Source organism: Thalassospira lucentensis, assembly GCF_001613805.1.
Classification (GTDB): domain Bacteria; phylum Pseudomonadota; class Alphaproteobacteria; order Rhodospirillales; family Thalassospiraceae; genus Thalassospira; species Thalassospira lucentensis_A.
Genome location: NZ_LPVY01000012.1, coordinates 215,315 through 230,348, shown reverse-complemented (window position 1 = coordinate 230,348; position 15,034 = coordinate 215,315). Strand labels below are relative to the sequence as shown.

Sequence of the window (15,034 nt, the reverse complement as noted above, 5' to 3'; positions counted from 1 at the left end):
AACAGATATGAAAATGCCCGGTTCCCTCACCCTGTCCCAAACCGATGCCGCCGCGAACAAAGCGGCAGGCAAAAGTGACAGAAAGGAAGAACCGGGCTTTTTTCTTGAAAGACTGCAATCACCGACCGCGCACGACATCACCGCCATCGGCACCCTTTGGCAGAAGTCCGGGCTGACCGGACCGGGCCATGATGCCGGTCGTGATCTCGCCACATGCCTGAATTCCGGGCGCGGCAGCGTGATTTTGGCACGATCGGCAAAAGACGCTACAATCATCGGCACTGTCATGGCCGGTCATGACGGCGAAAGTGGCTGGGTTCACTATCTTGCCGTGGCCAATGATGCGCGCGGTACCGGCCTTGGGTCGGGCCTTCTGGCGCTGGCCGAGGATATCCTTGCCGCCACTGGCCTTGCTGTAAACAAGGTCACCGTCACAGACCCGGCAGTGCGTGATTTTTATCGCAAGCTCGGTTATGAAATTATCGAAACCGTCCCGCGAACCAATGCGCAAACATCTGAAATCGGTAACGATTTTGTGGTTATGCGAAAAAGGCTGAAGTCATGAGTGCATCCAATCCGCGCAAGCTGGAAGTCGTCGTCACCTTCCTTGAAATGCTTGATCCGCCAGATCGCCCTGCGGCCACCATCCCGCCAGGCAAGGTCGCCATCGTGCGCGCCGAAAACCCCACCCTGTCCTTTTATCGCTACCTTTATAATACGGTCGGCGAACCCTGGCTGTGGTGGTTGCGCCGCCTGATGGGCGATGAAGAACTTGCCGAAATCCTCGCCAAGCCCGAAACCCACGTTTACGTGCTTTATGTCGCGGGTGTCCCGGCCGGTTTTGCCGAACTGGACCTGACCGATCTTGAAGAAAACGGCGTGATCGACCTGCATTATATGGGCCTGATCCCCGATTTCATCGGCAAGGGGTATGGCAAATACCTTCTGAACTGGGCGATTGACACGGCCTGGGGCCTTAAACCGCAACGCATAACAGTCAATACATGCTCGCTGGATCATCCAAGTGCTTTGGGGGCTTACCAGAAGGCAGGCTTTGGTGTATACGACCAGCGAACAGATATTGTTGACGATCCGCGTGATACCGGCCTGATCCCGCATATCGACCATCATGTTGATCATGATGCCGGTCCGGGCAACGGCAAAAATGCCGACAGGTCGCAGGAAAATGAAAATTCCGGCACTTTGATCGTTGACTTTCCCGAGCGCGCACGTTAACAAGCGCGCCTGAGTTTACCCAAGCCAGAGGATGATGACCCATGGCAGTGCCAAAGAAAAAAGTGACCAAGTCCCGTCAGGGCATGCGTCGCTCGCATGACAAGCTCGCCAAGGGCTCGTACCGCGAAGACAAAGAAACCGGCGAACTGCATCGCCCGCACCACATTGACCTGAACACCGGTATGTACCGTGGTCGTCAGGTGGTCGAGCCGAAGATGTAATTCCGCACCGGAGAGCTTTGGCTCTTTGGCGGTTTGCGACGCTACAAGTTTCCGCGCCATCCGTTTTTCGGATGGCGTTTGGTTTAAAAAAGGACGAAGCCCCGCGGCTTCGTCCTTTTTTATTTGATCACGCCATTCCGTCCGATCCCGTACCGCAAATCACAATCCCGATCTTGCCCGGATTATCGACACCCAGCCGGTCGGTCAGTACCGCGGCAATCCCGGCCGCCGCCGAAAGCTCGACCGCAATACCCAACTCCCGCCACAGCCAGCGTGCCGCATCGCGCATTTCATCGTCACTGACCAGAACGATCCGGTCGACATTCCGGCCAATCAGATCGACATTCAATGCCGATGACTGACGCGGCGCCAGACTGGTTGCCGCCGTATTCACACTTGGCAATGTCGCGACCTCGTTATGCTTGATGCTCTCGAACAAGGTCGGGGCGCCTGTCGGCTCAACCCCGATCACCCGGATCGAGGGCCGCAAAAGCTTGGCCGCCGTTGCCACACCGGAAATAAGCCCGCCACCGCCAATCGCCACCACCAGCGTATCAAGGTCGGCCTGCTGTTCAAGCATCTCAAGCGCAATCGTGCCCTGCCCTGCAATCACCTTGGGATCGGCAAAGGGATGGATATAGGCCATGCCGCTTTCACGTGCATGATCCATGGCTGCCCGGTTGGCATCGTCCCAGACCGCACCGGTCAATGCGACGTCAACACCCTGCTTGCGCAGCTTTTCAACCTTCGGCTTTGGCGTATTGGTCGGCAAAAATATTTTGACCGGCACGCCCAGCACACGGGCCGCATTGATCACCCCCATGCCATGATTGCCGCCTGATGCGGTACAAAGCCCCACGGCGCGTTTGTCTTCATCAAGGGCCAGGGCGGCATTCATCGCACCGCGTGCCTTGAACGAGCCCGATACCTGCATGTTTTCAAGCTTCAGATACAGGTCCGGAATGCGATCCCGGTCGGGGAAAACCGACCTGTCGCTATAAATACCGGCGGCAAATACCGGCGTCAGGCGCATGTGATCGGAAATGGCGCGACGCGCGGCACGAAAATCCTGAAGTTCGAGCACGGGGCCTCCTGCAAGTCGGACTTGGTTGGACGGGTTTTATCTGTTGTAACGCGGCCCGAAACCGGACGCGAGGCATAAGGACTGAAATATCGCAAAATGGCGATTTCACAACTCTTTGCGGTGAAAAAACCTTGAACCCGGTGACATGAAATGCTTTGAGTTATGGAACAAATTCAAGGCCCCCCGAGCGTCGTCGCGTCGTCACCCCCGGCGCATCCAAGGAGAAAAGCCACCCATGTCAGGTAACCGCCCCCAAAAGCCCGCAACAAAACTGGTCCATGCCGGTCGCCGATCCAGTGAATATCACGGTGTGGTCAACCCGCCGGTTCTGCATGCCTCGACCATTCTGTTTGAAACCCTGGCCGATCTTGAAAAGGCCGGGGCATCCTCACCGGGCAAGGTGACTTACGGGCGGCACGGCACCCCGACACGCTTCCTGCTTGAAGAAGCGGTTGCCGAACTTGAAGGCGGCTTTGGCACCCTCTGCGTATCGTCCGGTGTGGCGGCGATCACCAACGCGATCCTGGCCTTTGTCAAACCGGGCGATCATATTCTGGTCACCGACAGCACCTATTACCCGACGCGCAATCTGTGCAACACGTTTCTCAAACGCTTTGGCGTTGAAACCGAATATTACGATCCGGCCATCGGTGGCGATATCGCGGGCCTGATTCGCGACAATACCGCCCTCATCTGGTGCGAAAGCCCGGGCTCGCTGACTTTCGAAATGCAGGATATCCCGGCGATTTCTGCGGCGGCCCGTGCACGCGGGGTCAAGGTCTTGCTTGATAACACCTGGGCGTCCCCCATGCTGTGCCGCCCGTTTGACATGGGGGTTGATGTATCGGTACAGGCCGGCACGAAATACATCGTCGGCCATTCCGACGTCATGCTGGGCACGATTACCACCGCGACCGAAGAAGACCTGCTGACCATCAAGAAACAGATCATCATCTCGGGCGATGCGGTTGGTCCTGATGATTGCTATCTCGCACAACGCGGGCTTCGCACGCTTGGCGTGCGCCTGCGCCAGCATCATGAAAGCGGCATCAAGGTCGCCCAATGGCTGCAAACCCGCCCGGAGGTCAAACGCGTTCTGCACCCGGCCCTACCCGACGATCCGGGCCATGCCATCTGGAAACGCGACTTCATCGGCGCAAGCGGCCTGTTTTCCTTTATTCTGAAACCGGTCACAAAGCCGCAGCTCGCCAATATGGTCGATCACATGGATCTGTTTGGCATGGGATTTAGCTGGGGCGGCTTCGAAAGCCTGATCCTGCCGTCTGATCCCAAAAACATCCGCACCGCGACCAAATGGGACGAAGACGGCCAACTGATCCGCCTTCATATCGGCCTTGAAGACACCGACGATCTGATCGCCGATCTGGAAGCCGGGTTTGCACGACTTGAAATGGCCTAAGGCAAAGACGCCCCGAAAATGCAAAATGGCGCGGAAGCATCCGCGCCATTTTTAATACATCGAACCAATATAACGGTTTATGCCGCTTTGCTCGGCATATAGTCGGTGTAACCTTTGCCGTCACCACCAAACAACGTTGCCCCATCAAGCTCGTCAAGCGGCAGATCATTTCTGTAACGCGCCACCAGATCAGGGTTGGCGACAAACGGACGACCATAGGCCACCAGATCCGCATAACCGGCTTTCAGGATCGCCTCACCACGCGACTTGGTATATTTGCCCGCGACGATGATCGTGCCGGAATAAACATTGCGCAAATCCTTGCGGAACTGTTCGGGGATTTGCGGCGCGTCATCCCAATCGGCTTCCGACAGATGGATATAGGCAAGCCCGATACGCTCGATCTCTTCGGATGCTTTCAGCATCGTATCAATGATTTCCGGATCGTTCATATTGCGCTGGGTGATAAAGGGCGACAAACGGATACCGACCCGGTCCGCACCGATTTCATCGGCAACCGCCTTGCAAACGTCCTTAAGGAACCGAATGCGGTTTTCCTGACTACCGCCATAAATATCGTCGCGCTGGTTTGATGTTGTCCGCAGGAACTGATCGATCAGATATCCATTCGCCCCGTGCAGCTCAACACCGTCAAAACCGGCGGCAATTGCATTGGCCGCCCCTTTGCGGAAATCCTCGATCACACCGGCAATATCTTCAAGTGTCAGGGCGCGCGGGACCGGGCAATCAACCATTCCCCCCACCCCCGTCACAGGATCGGCCACCCAAACCTGTGCATCCGGCGACAGGGCCGATGGTGCAACCGGCTTGCCATCCGCGTGAAAGCTTTCGTGGCTCATGCGGCCAACATGCCAAAGCTGCAGGAAAATACGCCCGCCAGCCTTGTGAACTGCATCGGTCACCTTGCGCCAGCCAGCAACCTGATCATCACTATAAATCCCGGGGGTGAAAGAATAGCCCTGCCCCTGCTTGGAAATCTGGGTTGCCTCGGAAATGATCAGACCGGCAGTCGCACGCTGCGCATAATAGGTTGCCATCAGATCGTTCGGAATATCGCCCGGTTGATCGGTACGGCAACGGGTCATCGGCGCCATTACGATCCGGTTGGGAACATCAATCCCACGCAGATCGTGGTTTGCGAACAAAAAGCTCTTCATCGTCACGTCTCTTTCCATCCATTCAGATGCCCCGGCCATACAAGGTCCGCGTGATTGCGGGGTTGGGGCGAACAGCAAATTGCGAAATTGCTGATAACTCAATCACACGGCAATCTTTCCGGTATGACCGGGGCGTTGGGGGTCATTGAGACAACCTTATCAATTGCGGTTTTTCAAAATAATTGGCAAAATTTCGCAAATTCTTTTTGGGAAATCCGAACAATGGATCTGCTGGCCAATCTGTCACTCTTTGTCCTCATCGTTGAAAAAGGCGGGCTTGCCGCCGCCGGGCGCGATTTTGGCTATTCCCCGGCATCGGTATCCGAACGCGTCAGTGCTTTGGAAGATCATTATGGTGCCAGACTTCTAAATCGTACCACCCGGGCCATCAGCCTGACCGATGAAGGCCGCCTGCTTCTGGACGGTGCCCGGCAACTGGTTGGCGAAGCCAGCGATCTGCAATCACAAATTCGACATGGGGTCGATCACCTCTCAGGATTGATCCGCATCAGTGCCACCTTCGACCTTGGCCGGAACCGGCTGGCGCCGATCCTTGATCAGTTCATGGAAATGCATCCCGCTATCCGGATCGATCTTGTCCTGTCGGATGGATATGTCGATATCGTTGCCCAAGGCATTGACCTTGCAGTTCGCTACGGAACGCTGACAGACAGCAGCCTGATGCGCCGTCGCCTCGGCCCAAGCTATCGCCTCGCCTGCGCATCACCGGAATATCTTGCCAGATACGGAACCCCCGAAACCCCGGCGGACCTTGCCAATCACAACTGTCTTGTCATGCGATTTGGCAATCAGCTTGATCAGGAATGGCCGTTCGTCATTGATGGTAAACGCAAGATGATCCCGGTTCGCGGCAATAAAAGTGCCAATGATGGCTCCCTGATTCGTCAATGGGTTCTGGGTGGATACGGGATCGGCATGAAGGCCCACTGGGATATCGAAAACGACGTCAGGGAAGGCCGGATAATTCCGGTCCTGACCGACTTTTCACCCCCCGAAAGCGACCTTCAAATCGTATATCCTGCTGGCAGCAACCAACCCAAACGGGTTCGCTGCCTGATCGAGGTCTTATCAGCGGCCTTCGCAAATGGCGTCATGCCGCAATGCCCGTCCAATCCACAGCACTAGACCTCTCGCACACAGTGGCCAGAAGAAAGATCGGCGCAAAAATCAGGCCACTCTGGCTTTCAGGATATGCTCAAAATCCTTTAGGGCTGCGGCGGCTGTCGCCAGCGGCTCTTCACCACATCCGATGGCGATTGTCTCGCCCATGGCATCGGTGGTGATCCTGATTGCCTTGTTCTTGCCGCTGACCTGCGCCAGGGGATCGGAATTGGGATAGGCCCTGACACCGACACGCGCAGAAATCGTCCCGTCATCCGCACATTCCAGACTGCCGACAAGCTTCGGAACAAGGCCCTCCGCCCGCCACGCATCAATCCGGTCTGCGGTCACGCCGTGAATGCCCTCGACAACAAGGTCATCCATCACAAGCTCCGCCCCCAGGCCGAAATTGGCAAGAAGCAACAGCTTGCATGCCGTGTCCCAGCCTTCGGTATCATTGCGCGTATCTGCTTCGGCAAAGCCGCCTTTTTGCGCCTCTTGCAGGGCAGCGTCAAAGCCCACACCTTTCGAAACCATCGCATCCAGAAGGAAATTGGTCGTGGCATTCAAAATGCCTTCGACACTTAAAACCCGGCACCCGGTCAGACTATGTTCCACAAGATCAATGGTCGGCAGGGCCGCGGCACTTGCGCCGCTCAGCTTTAAAATCGCCCCCGATGCCTTCGCCAGATCGCGCAATTCCCGCCCGCTATGGACCAGCGCGCCCTTGGAAATCACAATCGTGTCCCGACCGAGGGACAAGGACGAGTGAATATAGGCAAGCCCCGGGCCGCCCGTGCGGAAATCGCTGGGCCCGGCTTCAATCAGGACATCTGCCCCGGACTTGCCAATAAAGTCCGGCCCGCTCAGGCCCGGTTCCAGCGCATCAAACTGATCGGCCTCAAGCCCGTCTGCATCAAACAGCCCGGAACGCGATCCACACACCGCCACCAGACGAACATCCGTATCGTAAACGCTGCGGTAATGCGCCCGCCGTGCCAAAAGCAGATTTGCCGTGGCGCGGCCAACGCCCCCAAAACCCGCAATCGCAACCCTGATCACCCGCATAGTGTCCGTCCCTGTTTCATTTAAAACTGCGCGTTTTCGAGCACGCTTAGCGCGCAATCCAAACATTACCGATACCGGATCATCCCCGCAAACGGCGAATCACGGGGGATGCCATCCCGACCAGCAGGAACAACCCCGCCGCCGAAATCACGATGCTTGGCCCGGCCGGGCTATCGACATGCCATGAAAGACTGATCCCGGCCATGACGGACGCCGCCCCAAACAGGGCCGCACCAATCGCCATTTGCTCGGGCGTTCTGGCAAAGAACCTGGCACTGGCGGCCGGCACAATCAAAAGGGCCGTGATCAGAAGAACCCCGACAATCTTGATCGCCATGCCAATCACAAGCGCCATCAGCAGCATGAAAACCAGACGCAGCCGTTCGACCGGAATGCTTTCGGCTGCTGCAATTTCCGGGCTGACGGTCAGCGCCAGCAACGGCCGCCACATCCAGACCAGCACCAGAAGCGCCAATCCACCGCCCAGCCCCAAAAGCCAGATATCGGCAACATTGACCGCCAGAATATCTCCAAACAGATAGGCCATCAGGTCAACCGCAATCCCCTTCACAAAGGCAAGGGCCACCATGCCAAGCGCCAGTGTCGAATGCGCCAGCATCCCCAGAACCGTATCGCTGCCAAGGCGGCTTTGGCGTTGCCCGATGGCAAGGATCAGGGCGGCGGCAAGACAGGTGGCAATCATCCCGATCCGGACATCGACCCCCATCAAAAGTCCAAGTGCGACACCCAGCAACGCCGAATGCGCCAGCGTATCGCCAAAAAACGCCATGCGTCGCCAGACGATAAACGCCCCGAACGGCCCGCAGACAAACGCCAGCAAAATCCCGCCGATCACCGCACGGGTCAGAAAATCATCCATCATTGCGGCCGCCATATCCGATCTTTTTCGTCGATTTCTTCATGATGATGATGATGGCCATGCGCGCATCCCGGCCCGTGAACATGATCATGCCCATGATGATGATCATGGCCATCCCCGCCATCAACGACATGCCCGGCAAGGTCATGTTCGTGATCATGCGCATGGGTATAAATGCCAATCGCATCCGCCGCCCGATCGCCAAACAGGGATCTGTATTCAGGATGCTGGCGCACGGTTTCGGGGATTCCGGAACAACAGACATGCCGGTTAAAGCACACCACCTGATCGGTCTTTGCCATCACCAGATGCAGATCATGCGAAATCATCAGAACCGCACAGTTAAGCTCGGCCCGGATATCATCAATCAGGCGATAAAGCTCCGCCTGCCCGGTCACATCAACCCCCTGGGTCGGCTCGTCCAGCACCAGCAAATCCGGGCGCAACAACAATGTCCGCGCCAGCATCACGCGCTGCGTCTCGCCCCCCGAAAGGCTGCTCATCTGACTATCGATCACATGGCTGGCACCGACCTGTTCAAGAACCTTCTGGCAATCACCGCGCGATGCCGAACGGGTCAGTGTCAGGAACCGCTTCACCGTCATCGGCAAAACCTGATCAATGGCAAGCTTTTGGGGCACATAGCCAATACGAAGGCCCGGCTTGCGGATCACCTCGCCCTGATCGGCGCTCTGAAGCCCCAGAAGGGTTTTGACCAGTGTTGATTTACCCGCCCCGTTTGGGCCGATCAGGGTCATGATCTCGCCCGCATTGATCGAAAGCGTCACGTTATCAAGCACCCGTTCATTGCCAAAGGACAGGATCAGTCCCCGTCCTTCAATGAGTGGTGCAGTCATGGCAAAGGCCTTTGATTTCAACAGTGGTCGCCTGAATTTTAAACCCAACATTTTTTGCGGCCTTGCGCACCGCGATGCTTACATCCTCATCCACCGTTTCCGCAACGCGACCGCATCGGGTGCAAATGAAATACTGCCCCAGATGATCGCAATCAGGCTGATCGCACCCGAAATAGGCATTAAGCGATTCAATACGGTGCACCAGTCCAAGATCGGTCAGGAATTCCAGCGCCCGATACACGGTCGGCGGCTGCACGCGCTGCCCCTCGGCCTGAAGCGCATCAAGCAGCTCATAGGCGGTAACCGCCTTGTGTGATTGCCATATCAGGCTGAACACCTTGCGGCGCATATCGGTAAAACGCGCATTTTCCGCCTCGCAGACTTTCTCTGCCTGCGCGATTGCGCTATCGATACATCTATCGTGATCGTGGCCCTTTTGCGGGAATAGATCGGTCATGTCGCACATCCGATGTCACGCCAGGGCAAATGCAGAAATCTGCAAAAAGCCGTGGCACAGGGTGATATGTTATAATATATCATTTCTTGACGTGACTGCCGCAAAAAGTCAACAACCATCGACCGGAGCCTTCGATGACCGAGACCACAAAAGCCGCCAATTCAAAGATTGCCGACAAACTGAAATTCAATGAAAGCGGCCTGATCCCGGCAATCGCCCAGCAGCATGACAGCGGCGAGGTTCTGATGATGGCCTGGATGAACCGCGATGCGGTGATCGAAACGCTTGAAACCGGCCGGGTCTGCTATTACTCACGCTCGCGCGGCAAGCTCTGGCGCAAGGGCGAAAGCTCCGGCCAGCTACAGAAACTGATCGATTTCCGCTATGACTGCGATCAGGATACCGTGCTGGTACAGGTCGATCAGCTTGGCGTTGCCTGCCACACGGGACGTCGCAACTGTTTCTATTTCGCCGCCCGCGATGGCGAGGAAGTGGTGATTTCCCAACCCGAAATCGCCGTCGAAGACCTTTACGGCAAAAAGTAAGCATCAGATATGGCGATTTCCGACGAACAGCTTGACCGCGTTGCCACCACCGTCATCACCGGCTTCCTTGGCAGTGGCAAGACAACCCTTCTCAATGCCCTGCTGTCGCACGATGGCATGGATAAAACCGCCGTTCTGATCAATGAATTTGGCGAAATCGGCCTTGATCATCTTCTGGTGCGCGAGGTGTCCGAGGATGTCGTGCTGCTGAATTCCGGCTGCATCTGCTGTTCGGTGCGCGGTGATCTGATTTCGGGTTTGCGTGATCTGTTTGTCAAACGCACACGTGGCGAGGTACCGGAATTTGACCGGGTCATCATTGAAACCACCGGTCTTGCCGACCCCGCCCCGATCCTGCATACCCTGATGACCGATCCGCTGCTGACGGCCAAATTCCGCCTTGATAGCGTGGTGACCACCGTCGATGCCCTGCATGGCGCCGGGCAGCTTGATGACCATCCCGAAAGTGTAAAGCAATCCGCCGTTGCCGACCGCATCCTGATCACCAAATCCGATCTGGCCGATGCCAAAACGCTGGCAACCCTTGAAGCCCGCCTGCGGCATCTGAACCCCGCCGCCCCGATCCATGCCGTCACCATGGGCGATATTGATCCGGCCAAGCTGTTCAATGCCGGGCTATATGACCCGGCGACCAAAAGCATGGATGTGCAGAAATGGCTGCGCGACGAGGCCTACGAACAACACGGCGACGATCATCATGATCACGATCATTCGCATGACCATCATGATCATGATTACGGCCATGATCACCACCACCACACCCATTCGCACGACGTCAACCGGCATGACGACCATATCCGGTCCTTCTGCATCACCTTTGACGAACCGCTGCATTGGGATGCGTTTGTCACCTGGGCGGAAATCTTCACCCAGATGCGCGGCGAAAGCCTTTTGCGCGTCAAGGGCATCCTGAACCTTGTCGGCGAAAGCAACCCGGTCGCGATCCATGCCGTGCAGCATGTTTTTCACCCGCCCGCCACCCTGCCCGCATGGCCGGATGACGATCACCGATCAAAAATCGTGTTTATCACAAAGGATCTTGGCCCGCAGGTCATCCGGGAATCGCTCTATCACCTGAATGCCGCCGTATCGGAAACCGCCGAAAAATCCTGATTTTTTGGCATTTGAGCCACATCAAGGCCCCCAACCCGAAATTGGATCAGATTGGGTCTTGGCTTGATACAGCCTCACTCTAAGTCCTGAACTTTGGGCGGCCTCATTTATTGCGGTCGCCCTTTTTCTCGCCGTTTTTCATCGGCATTCTATCCCCTCGCCAAACCGAAGGAGAGCACCAATCATCCAACCGTACAGGTTGCGATGCCGCTGCACTGCACTAAATTTGGCACAAACAGCGACTTATCTTTGTGACAGCTCTCAAAACAATCAAACAAATCAAATCGAAGGGGGTAGAACATCATGATTTTCCGGAACTGGCAGGGTACGAAAATCCCCGCACTTGGCTTTGGGACATACGAGCTCGATAACGCAAGCGCCGAACATATGGTCGCCGAAGCCGCCAAAATCGGCTATCGCCATTTCGATACCGCCCAGATGTATCATAACGAGGAAGGGGTTGGCCGCGGCCTGAAATCATCGGGTCTTGCGCGCGATGATTACTTCCTCACCACCAAAATCTGGCCCGACAAATTCCAAAGCGGCGATCTGCAAACGTCCGTGGTCGAAAGCCTGCGTAAGCTTGATCTTGACCATGTCGATCTGCTGCTGCTCCATTGGCCGAATGATGAAATCCCGCTGCGCGAAACCATCGCAGCCCTGAACGAGGTCAAAAACCTCGGCATGACGCGCCTGATCGGAATTTCCAATTTCCCGACCGCCCTGATCGAACGCGCCGTCGGCCACAGCGACGCGCCCCTTGCGGTCAATCAGGTCGAATATCACCCCTATCTTGACCAGTCCAAGGTGCTTGAATGCGTGCGCAGCCATGACATGTTGCTGACCGCCTATTGCCCGCTGGCACGTGCCAAGGTGATGAATGACGAAACGCTGGTGGCCATCGCCAAATCCTATGGCAAATCCCCGGCACAGGTCACCCTGCGCTGGCTGCTGCAACAGGATGGCGTCATGGCGATCCCGAAATCCGGCTCGCCCAAAAACGCCAGGGCCAATTTCGATATCTTTGATTTCGAACTGTCGGACGCCGACATGGCCGATATCCACGAACTCGCCAAACCAGACGGCCGCCTGATCGATCCGGAATTCGCCCCGGAATGGGATCGCGCCGCCTGAGAAGCAGCGGCACAAACCACGCATAAAACCACCAAGACCGGCCCCCAGCAGGCCGGTCTTTTGCGTTAAAGCCCCCCGCCCTGCCAAAAACCGCCGAATTACCCCCTCTCGCCAGCCCCGGCTTGCTTCGCACATGCGAAAAGCGTAATTTGACAGTCTATTCAATCCCCAGACCCGTGATCGCTTCATGACCAGCACCACAACCAACGCCGCCGACACCACCAAACCCGATCTCGGCCACCGCCTGTACGAGGATGTGCTGGCGCTTCTGCTCGGCACCATGGTCGTGTCGCTCGGTGTGATGCTCTATAGCGAAAGCGTGCTAGTCACCGGCAGCACGGCAGGTGCTGCCCTTCTGATCGAACACGCCACCGGCATCGGTTTTGGCGTGATCTTCTTTGCAATCAATCTGCCGTTTTACTGGCTGGCCTTCAAACGCATGGGACTTGCTTTCACGATCAAGACCTTCATCGCGGTCGGGCTTGTCTCGGTGTTTTCAAAGCTGATGCCGATGTGGATCGATTTTTCGATGCTCAACCCGATCTTCGCCGCCATTGCTGGCGGTGCGCTGATGGGGATCGGGCTTCTGATGCTGTTTCGCCATCGGGCGGGGCTCGGCGGGATCAATATCCTCGCCCTGTTCCTGCAGGAACACCTCGGCATCCGTGCCGGTTACTTCCAGCTCGCCGTTGATCTGGTCATCCTCGCCTGCGCCTTCCTGACCCTGCCATTCGACAAGGTCCTGCTCTCGATCCTAGGCGCCGTCGTGCTCAACCTGATCATCGCACTCAACCACCGCCCGGGCCGGTATCTGGCTGCGCGATGATGAACGCGCATTATGAATGTCGCGATTATTTTCCTTTGACGCACCCGCAACCAAATGGGCATGATTATTAAAGGTCGGTAATGTTAGTGACACAGTGAAAATCTGATGAACAAGCTTCCCAAACCCGTGCTTGTCGCGATTGTGATCGCTTTCTGTATTTTCGTCATAGCACCGATTACCATTGGTATCACCGGTGACGTTTACGACCTTAATCATGGACTTCTTTGGATTAGCTTCGCCAAACGGATTCAATGGGAAAGCATCCTTGCCGGCGCACTCGGTTTGGCTGGTGGCTTGTTTGTCATCTACAGCACGCGGCAAACATTGCGCCAAGCAAAGTTGCATCGGGCTGATGACCTGAATGGCCCGCTGCAACTGGCGCGCGATGCTGTTGATGATCTGTGGACTTGGTCGAACACCACCATCGATCACCTTGAAGGCCTGTTTGAACAGGTCGAAAGCGGCCACCAAGAACTCAAAAAACTCAATTCGGCGATTGATAATGCCTACGTAAAAGCAGCCGACCGGGCAAGACATATTTCGAGCATCTGCAAGGAACACAAGACCAAGGCGTTGAGCTTCGAACTGTATTCCAGACTTGAAATGGTGGCCGTGCTCGATGGAATGAGACCCCGTGATCCGGGCGGACAACCGGAGGGGGATCACTATATCCGATACAGAAAGAACCGTGAGTTCTTGCAAGAAGCACGAACCAGGTCGGCTGGTGCACGAACTGCCATCGATCAACAGATTAAAGTCAACTTGATTCGATGTGGCGTCGATGATTGACATCACCGCATCGTCGCTTGTCCTCTTCTGAAGCTAAATTCAGTTGGTTGTTTGGTCGGCGTCAAAGTCTAACAAAAAAGGGGGACAGTCCCCTTTTTCTTTTCACTCTCACAAATGAAAATAGCGAAGGCCTCAGTGTCCGTTTCAAAAACGCTGAAAGAGCACTTCTTCCGAGACACCATATTAACTATCTCTTATTGACAGCCCCAAGACCATCCTTCACGCTACCGAAACCACAACCAAAGCGTGAGAAATGTTTATGCAAAATCCATTTCGCGATCAGAAAGTCGACATCGATTGTCCCAATTGCCAAAAGAGTTTCAAGAAAACTCTCGGAGAACTCAGCAACAAACGTTCTATCCGCTGCCCATCCTGTAGGCAGGACATCAAGATTGAAGGTAACCTCGCACGGGAGATGCGAGAGCTAGACAAGAGCTTCGGAAAACTATTCAAATAAACCTAGAACCAGCAAAATTCGGTTCGTAAAGTTAACAACAGGCCATATCCTCTGACGAGGACCAGTGTATCGCCTCAAAAATTCAGCAAACAGTCATGACAGCAACTTCCAATAACGATCCAAGACCGCCAATGCCAGCAGACATAAAAAGGCGAGTCCTCGTTGAAGCTGGGCATCGATGCGCAATCCCAACCTGCAGATATATTGAAACAGAAATCCACCACATTGTTCCATGGGCAACATGCAAGAAACACGAGTATACGAACTTGATTGCACTTTGCCCAAACTGCCACAGCCGCGCCGACAAAGGCGAGATCGACAGAAAATCGCTACACTTTTACAAAGCCAACCTCAGGCTCATGCATGACAAGTACTCCCAGCTCGAAATGGATATTCTGTTTGAACTGGCAAAAAAACCTGTTGGAGAAGGAATGCAATGGCCTCCATTCATCCATATTCTGCTAAAACGCATTACGGACTCTGAACTTATTACTATTGAAGAAGAGCTAGAACCAGTAATAGCCGATGGAATGAAGATAAGCCCAGATACACTAAGAATTACGCAAAAAGGCCGAGAACTCATATTAGAGCTAGGATCCCACGAACTCTAAGAAAAGAGATATGGG

Annotated in this window: 17 protein-coding genes; 11 read left to right on the top strand and 6 right to left on the bottom strand. The window is 55.5% G+C overall.

From position 1 onward, the window contains the following. Nucleotides 1–13 precede the first annotated feature (13 nt). Genes AUP42_RS12155 through rpmF form a run of 3 tightly spaced genes read left to right on the top strand, consistent with a single transcriptional unit; the run spans nt 14 to nt 1,457 of the window. Nucleotides 14–565 carry a GNAT family N-acetyltransferase gene (locus tag AUP42_RS12155; protein ID WP_062951866.1) on the top strand — a complete coding sequence of 184 codons (552 nt, stop codon included), beginning with the start codon at nt 14–16 and terminating at the stop codon, nt 563–565. Then, a complete protein-coding gene (locus tag AUP42_RS12150; RefSeq protein ID WP_062951865.1) occupies nt 562–1,236 on the top strand; it encodes a GNAT family N-acetyltransferase in 675 nt (224 codons plus the stop codon). The genes AUP42_RS12155 and AUP42_RS12150 overlap by 4 nt, the downstream gene beginning before the upstream one ends. 41 nt (nt 1,237–1,277) lie before the next feature. Then, nucleotides 1,278–1,457, top strand: a complete 180-nt coding sequence (gene rpmF, locus AUP42_RS12145; RefSeq protein ID WP_062951864.1) for a 50S ribosomal protein L32 — start codon at nt 1,278–1,280, stop codon at nt 1,455–1,457. A gap of 127 nt (nt 1,458–1,584) precedes the next feature. Here rpmF and AUP42_RS12140 read toward each other — a convergent pair whose 3' ends face one another. Then, nucleotides 1,585–2,541 carry a threonine ammonia-lyase gene (locus AUP42_RS12140; RefSeq protein ID WP_062951863.1) on the bottom strand — a complete coding sequence of 319 codons (957 nt, stop codon included), beginning with the start codon at nt 2,539–2,541 and terminating at the stop codon, nt 1,585–1,587. A gap of 235 nt (nt 2,542–2,776) precedes the next feature. On the opposite strand from AUP42_RS12140, the gene metC reads away from it, so the two are divergent. Next, on the top strand, nt 2,777–3,961 hold the full coding sequence (gene metC / locus AUP42_RS12135; protein WP_062951862.1) for a cystathionine beta-lyase: 1,185 nt from the start codon (nt 2,777–2,779) through the stop codon (nt 3,959–3,961). Between the two features lie 77 nt (nt 3,962–4,038). On the opposite strand, the gene AUP42_RS12130 is transcribed toward metC, so the two are convergent. Beyond that, nucleotides 4,039–5,139: an alkene reductase gene (locus AUP42_RS12130; protein WP_062951861.1), complete on the bottom strand. Its 1,101-nt coding sequence runs from the start codon at nt 5,137–5,139 to the stop codon at nt 4,039–4,041. Nucleotides 5,140–5,361: 222 nt separating this feature from the next. On the opposite strand from AUP42_RS12130, the gene AUP42_RS12125 reads away from it, so the two are divergent. Continuing rightward, nucleotides 5,362–6,285 carry a LysR family transcriptional regulator gene (locus AUP42_RS12125; protein WP_062951901.1) on the top strand — a complete coding sequence of 308 codons (924 nt, stop codon included), beginning with the start codon at nt 5,362–5,364 and terminating at the stop codon, nt 6,283–6,285. Between the two features lie 42 nt (nt 6,286–6,327). Here the strand turns inward: AUP42_RS12125 and AUP42_RS12120 are convergent, their stop codons facing one another. The 4 genes from AUP42_RS12120 to AUP42_RS12105 form a co-directional block, all read right to left on the bottom strand. Continuing rightward, the gene (locus AUP42_RS12120; RefSeq protein WP_062951860.1) at nt 6,328–7,329 is read right to left on the bottom strand and encodes a homoserine dehydrogenase; all 1,002 of its coding nucleotides are present in this window, start codon (nt 7,327–7,329) and stop codon (nt 6,328–6,330) included. 79 nt (nt 7,330–7,408) lie between these two features. Continuing rightward, entirely contained in the window at nt 7,409–8,224 is an 816-nt protein-coding gene (locus AUP42_RS12115; RefSeq protein ID WP_062951859.1) for a metal ABC transporter permease, read from the bottom strand. Next, nucleotides 8,209–9,066 carry a zinc ABC transporter ATP-binding protein ZnuC gene (gene znuC, locus AUP42_RS12110; RefSeq protein WP_062951858.1) on the bottom strand — a complete coding sequence of 286 codons (858 nt, stop codon included), beginning with the start codon at nt 9,064–9,066 and terminating at the stop codon, nt 8,209–8,211. Before znuC ends, AUP42_RS12115 begins: the two co-directional genes overlap by 16 nt. Continuing rightward, nucleotides 9,047–9,523 (bottom strand): Fur family transcriptional regulator, encoded by a 477-nt coding sequence (locus tag AUP42_RS12105; RefSeq protein WP_062951857.1) that lies wholly within the window; start codon nt 9,521–9,523, stop codon nt 9,047–9,049. Before AUP42_RS12105 ends, znuC begins: the two co-directional genes overlap by 20 nt. A gap of 134 nt (nt 9,524–9,657) precedes the next feature. Here AUP42_RS12105 and hisI point away from each other — a divergent pair, with 134 nt between their 5' ends. The 6 genes from hisI to AUP42_RS12070 all read left to right on the top strand — a co-directional run bounded on the left by hisI (nt 9,658) and on the right by AUP42_RS12070 (nt 15,019). Then, entirely contained in the window at nt 9,658–10,068 is a 411-nt protein-coding gene (hisI, locus tag AUP42_RS12100) for a phosphoribosyl-AMP cyclohydrolase (protein WP_062951856.1), read from the top strand. Between the two features lie 9 nt (nt 10,069–10,077). Then, nucleotides 10,078–11,202, top strand: a complete 1,125-nt coding sequence (locus AUP42_RS12095; protein ID WP_062951855.1) for a CobW family GTP-binding protein — start codon at nt 10,078–10,080, stop codon at nt 11,200–11,202. Between the two features lie 303 nt (nt 11,203–11,505). Next, complete coding sequence (locus AUP42_RS12090) at nt 11,506–12,336, top strand: aldo/keto reductase (protein ID WP_062951854.1); 831 nt, start codon at nt 11,506–11,508, stop codon at nt 12,334–12,336. A 187-nt stretch (nt 12,337–12,523) separates the two neighbouring features. Beyond that, nucleotides 12,524–13,162, top strand: coding sequence for a YitT family protein (locus AUP42_RS12085; RefSeq protein WP_062951853.1), 639 nt, complete (start codon nt 12,524–12,526; stop codon nt 13,160–13,162). Between the two features lie 105 nt (nt 13,163–13,267). After that, a complete protein-coding gene (locus AUP42_RS12080) occupies nt 13,268–13,951 on the top strand; it encodes a hypothetical protein (protein ID WP_062951852.1) in 684 nt (227 codons plus the stop codon). Between the two features lie 552 nt (nt 13,952–14,503). Next, nucleotides 14,504–15,019: an HNH endonuclease gene (locus AUP42_RS12070; protein ID WP_062951850.1), complete on the top strand. Its 516-nt coding sequence runs from the start codon at nt 14,504–14,506 to the stop codon at nt 15,017–15,019. Nucleotides 15,020–15,034 lie beyond the last annotated feature (15 nt).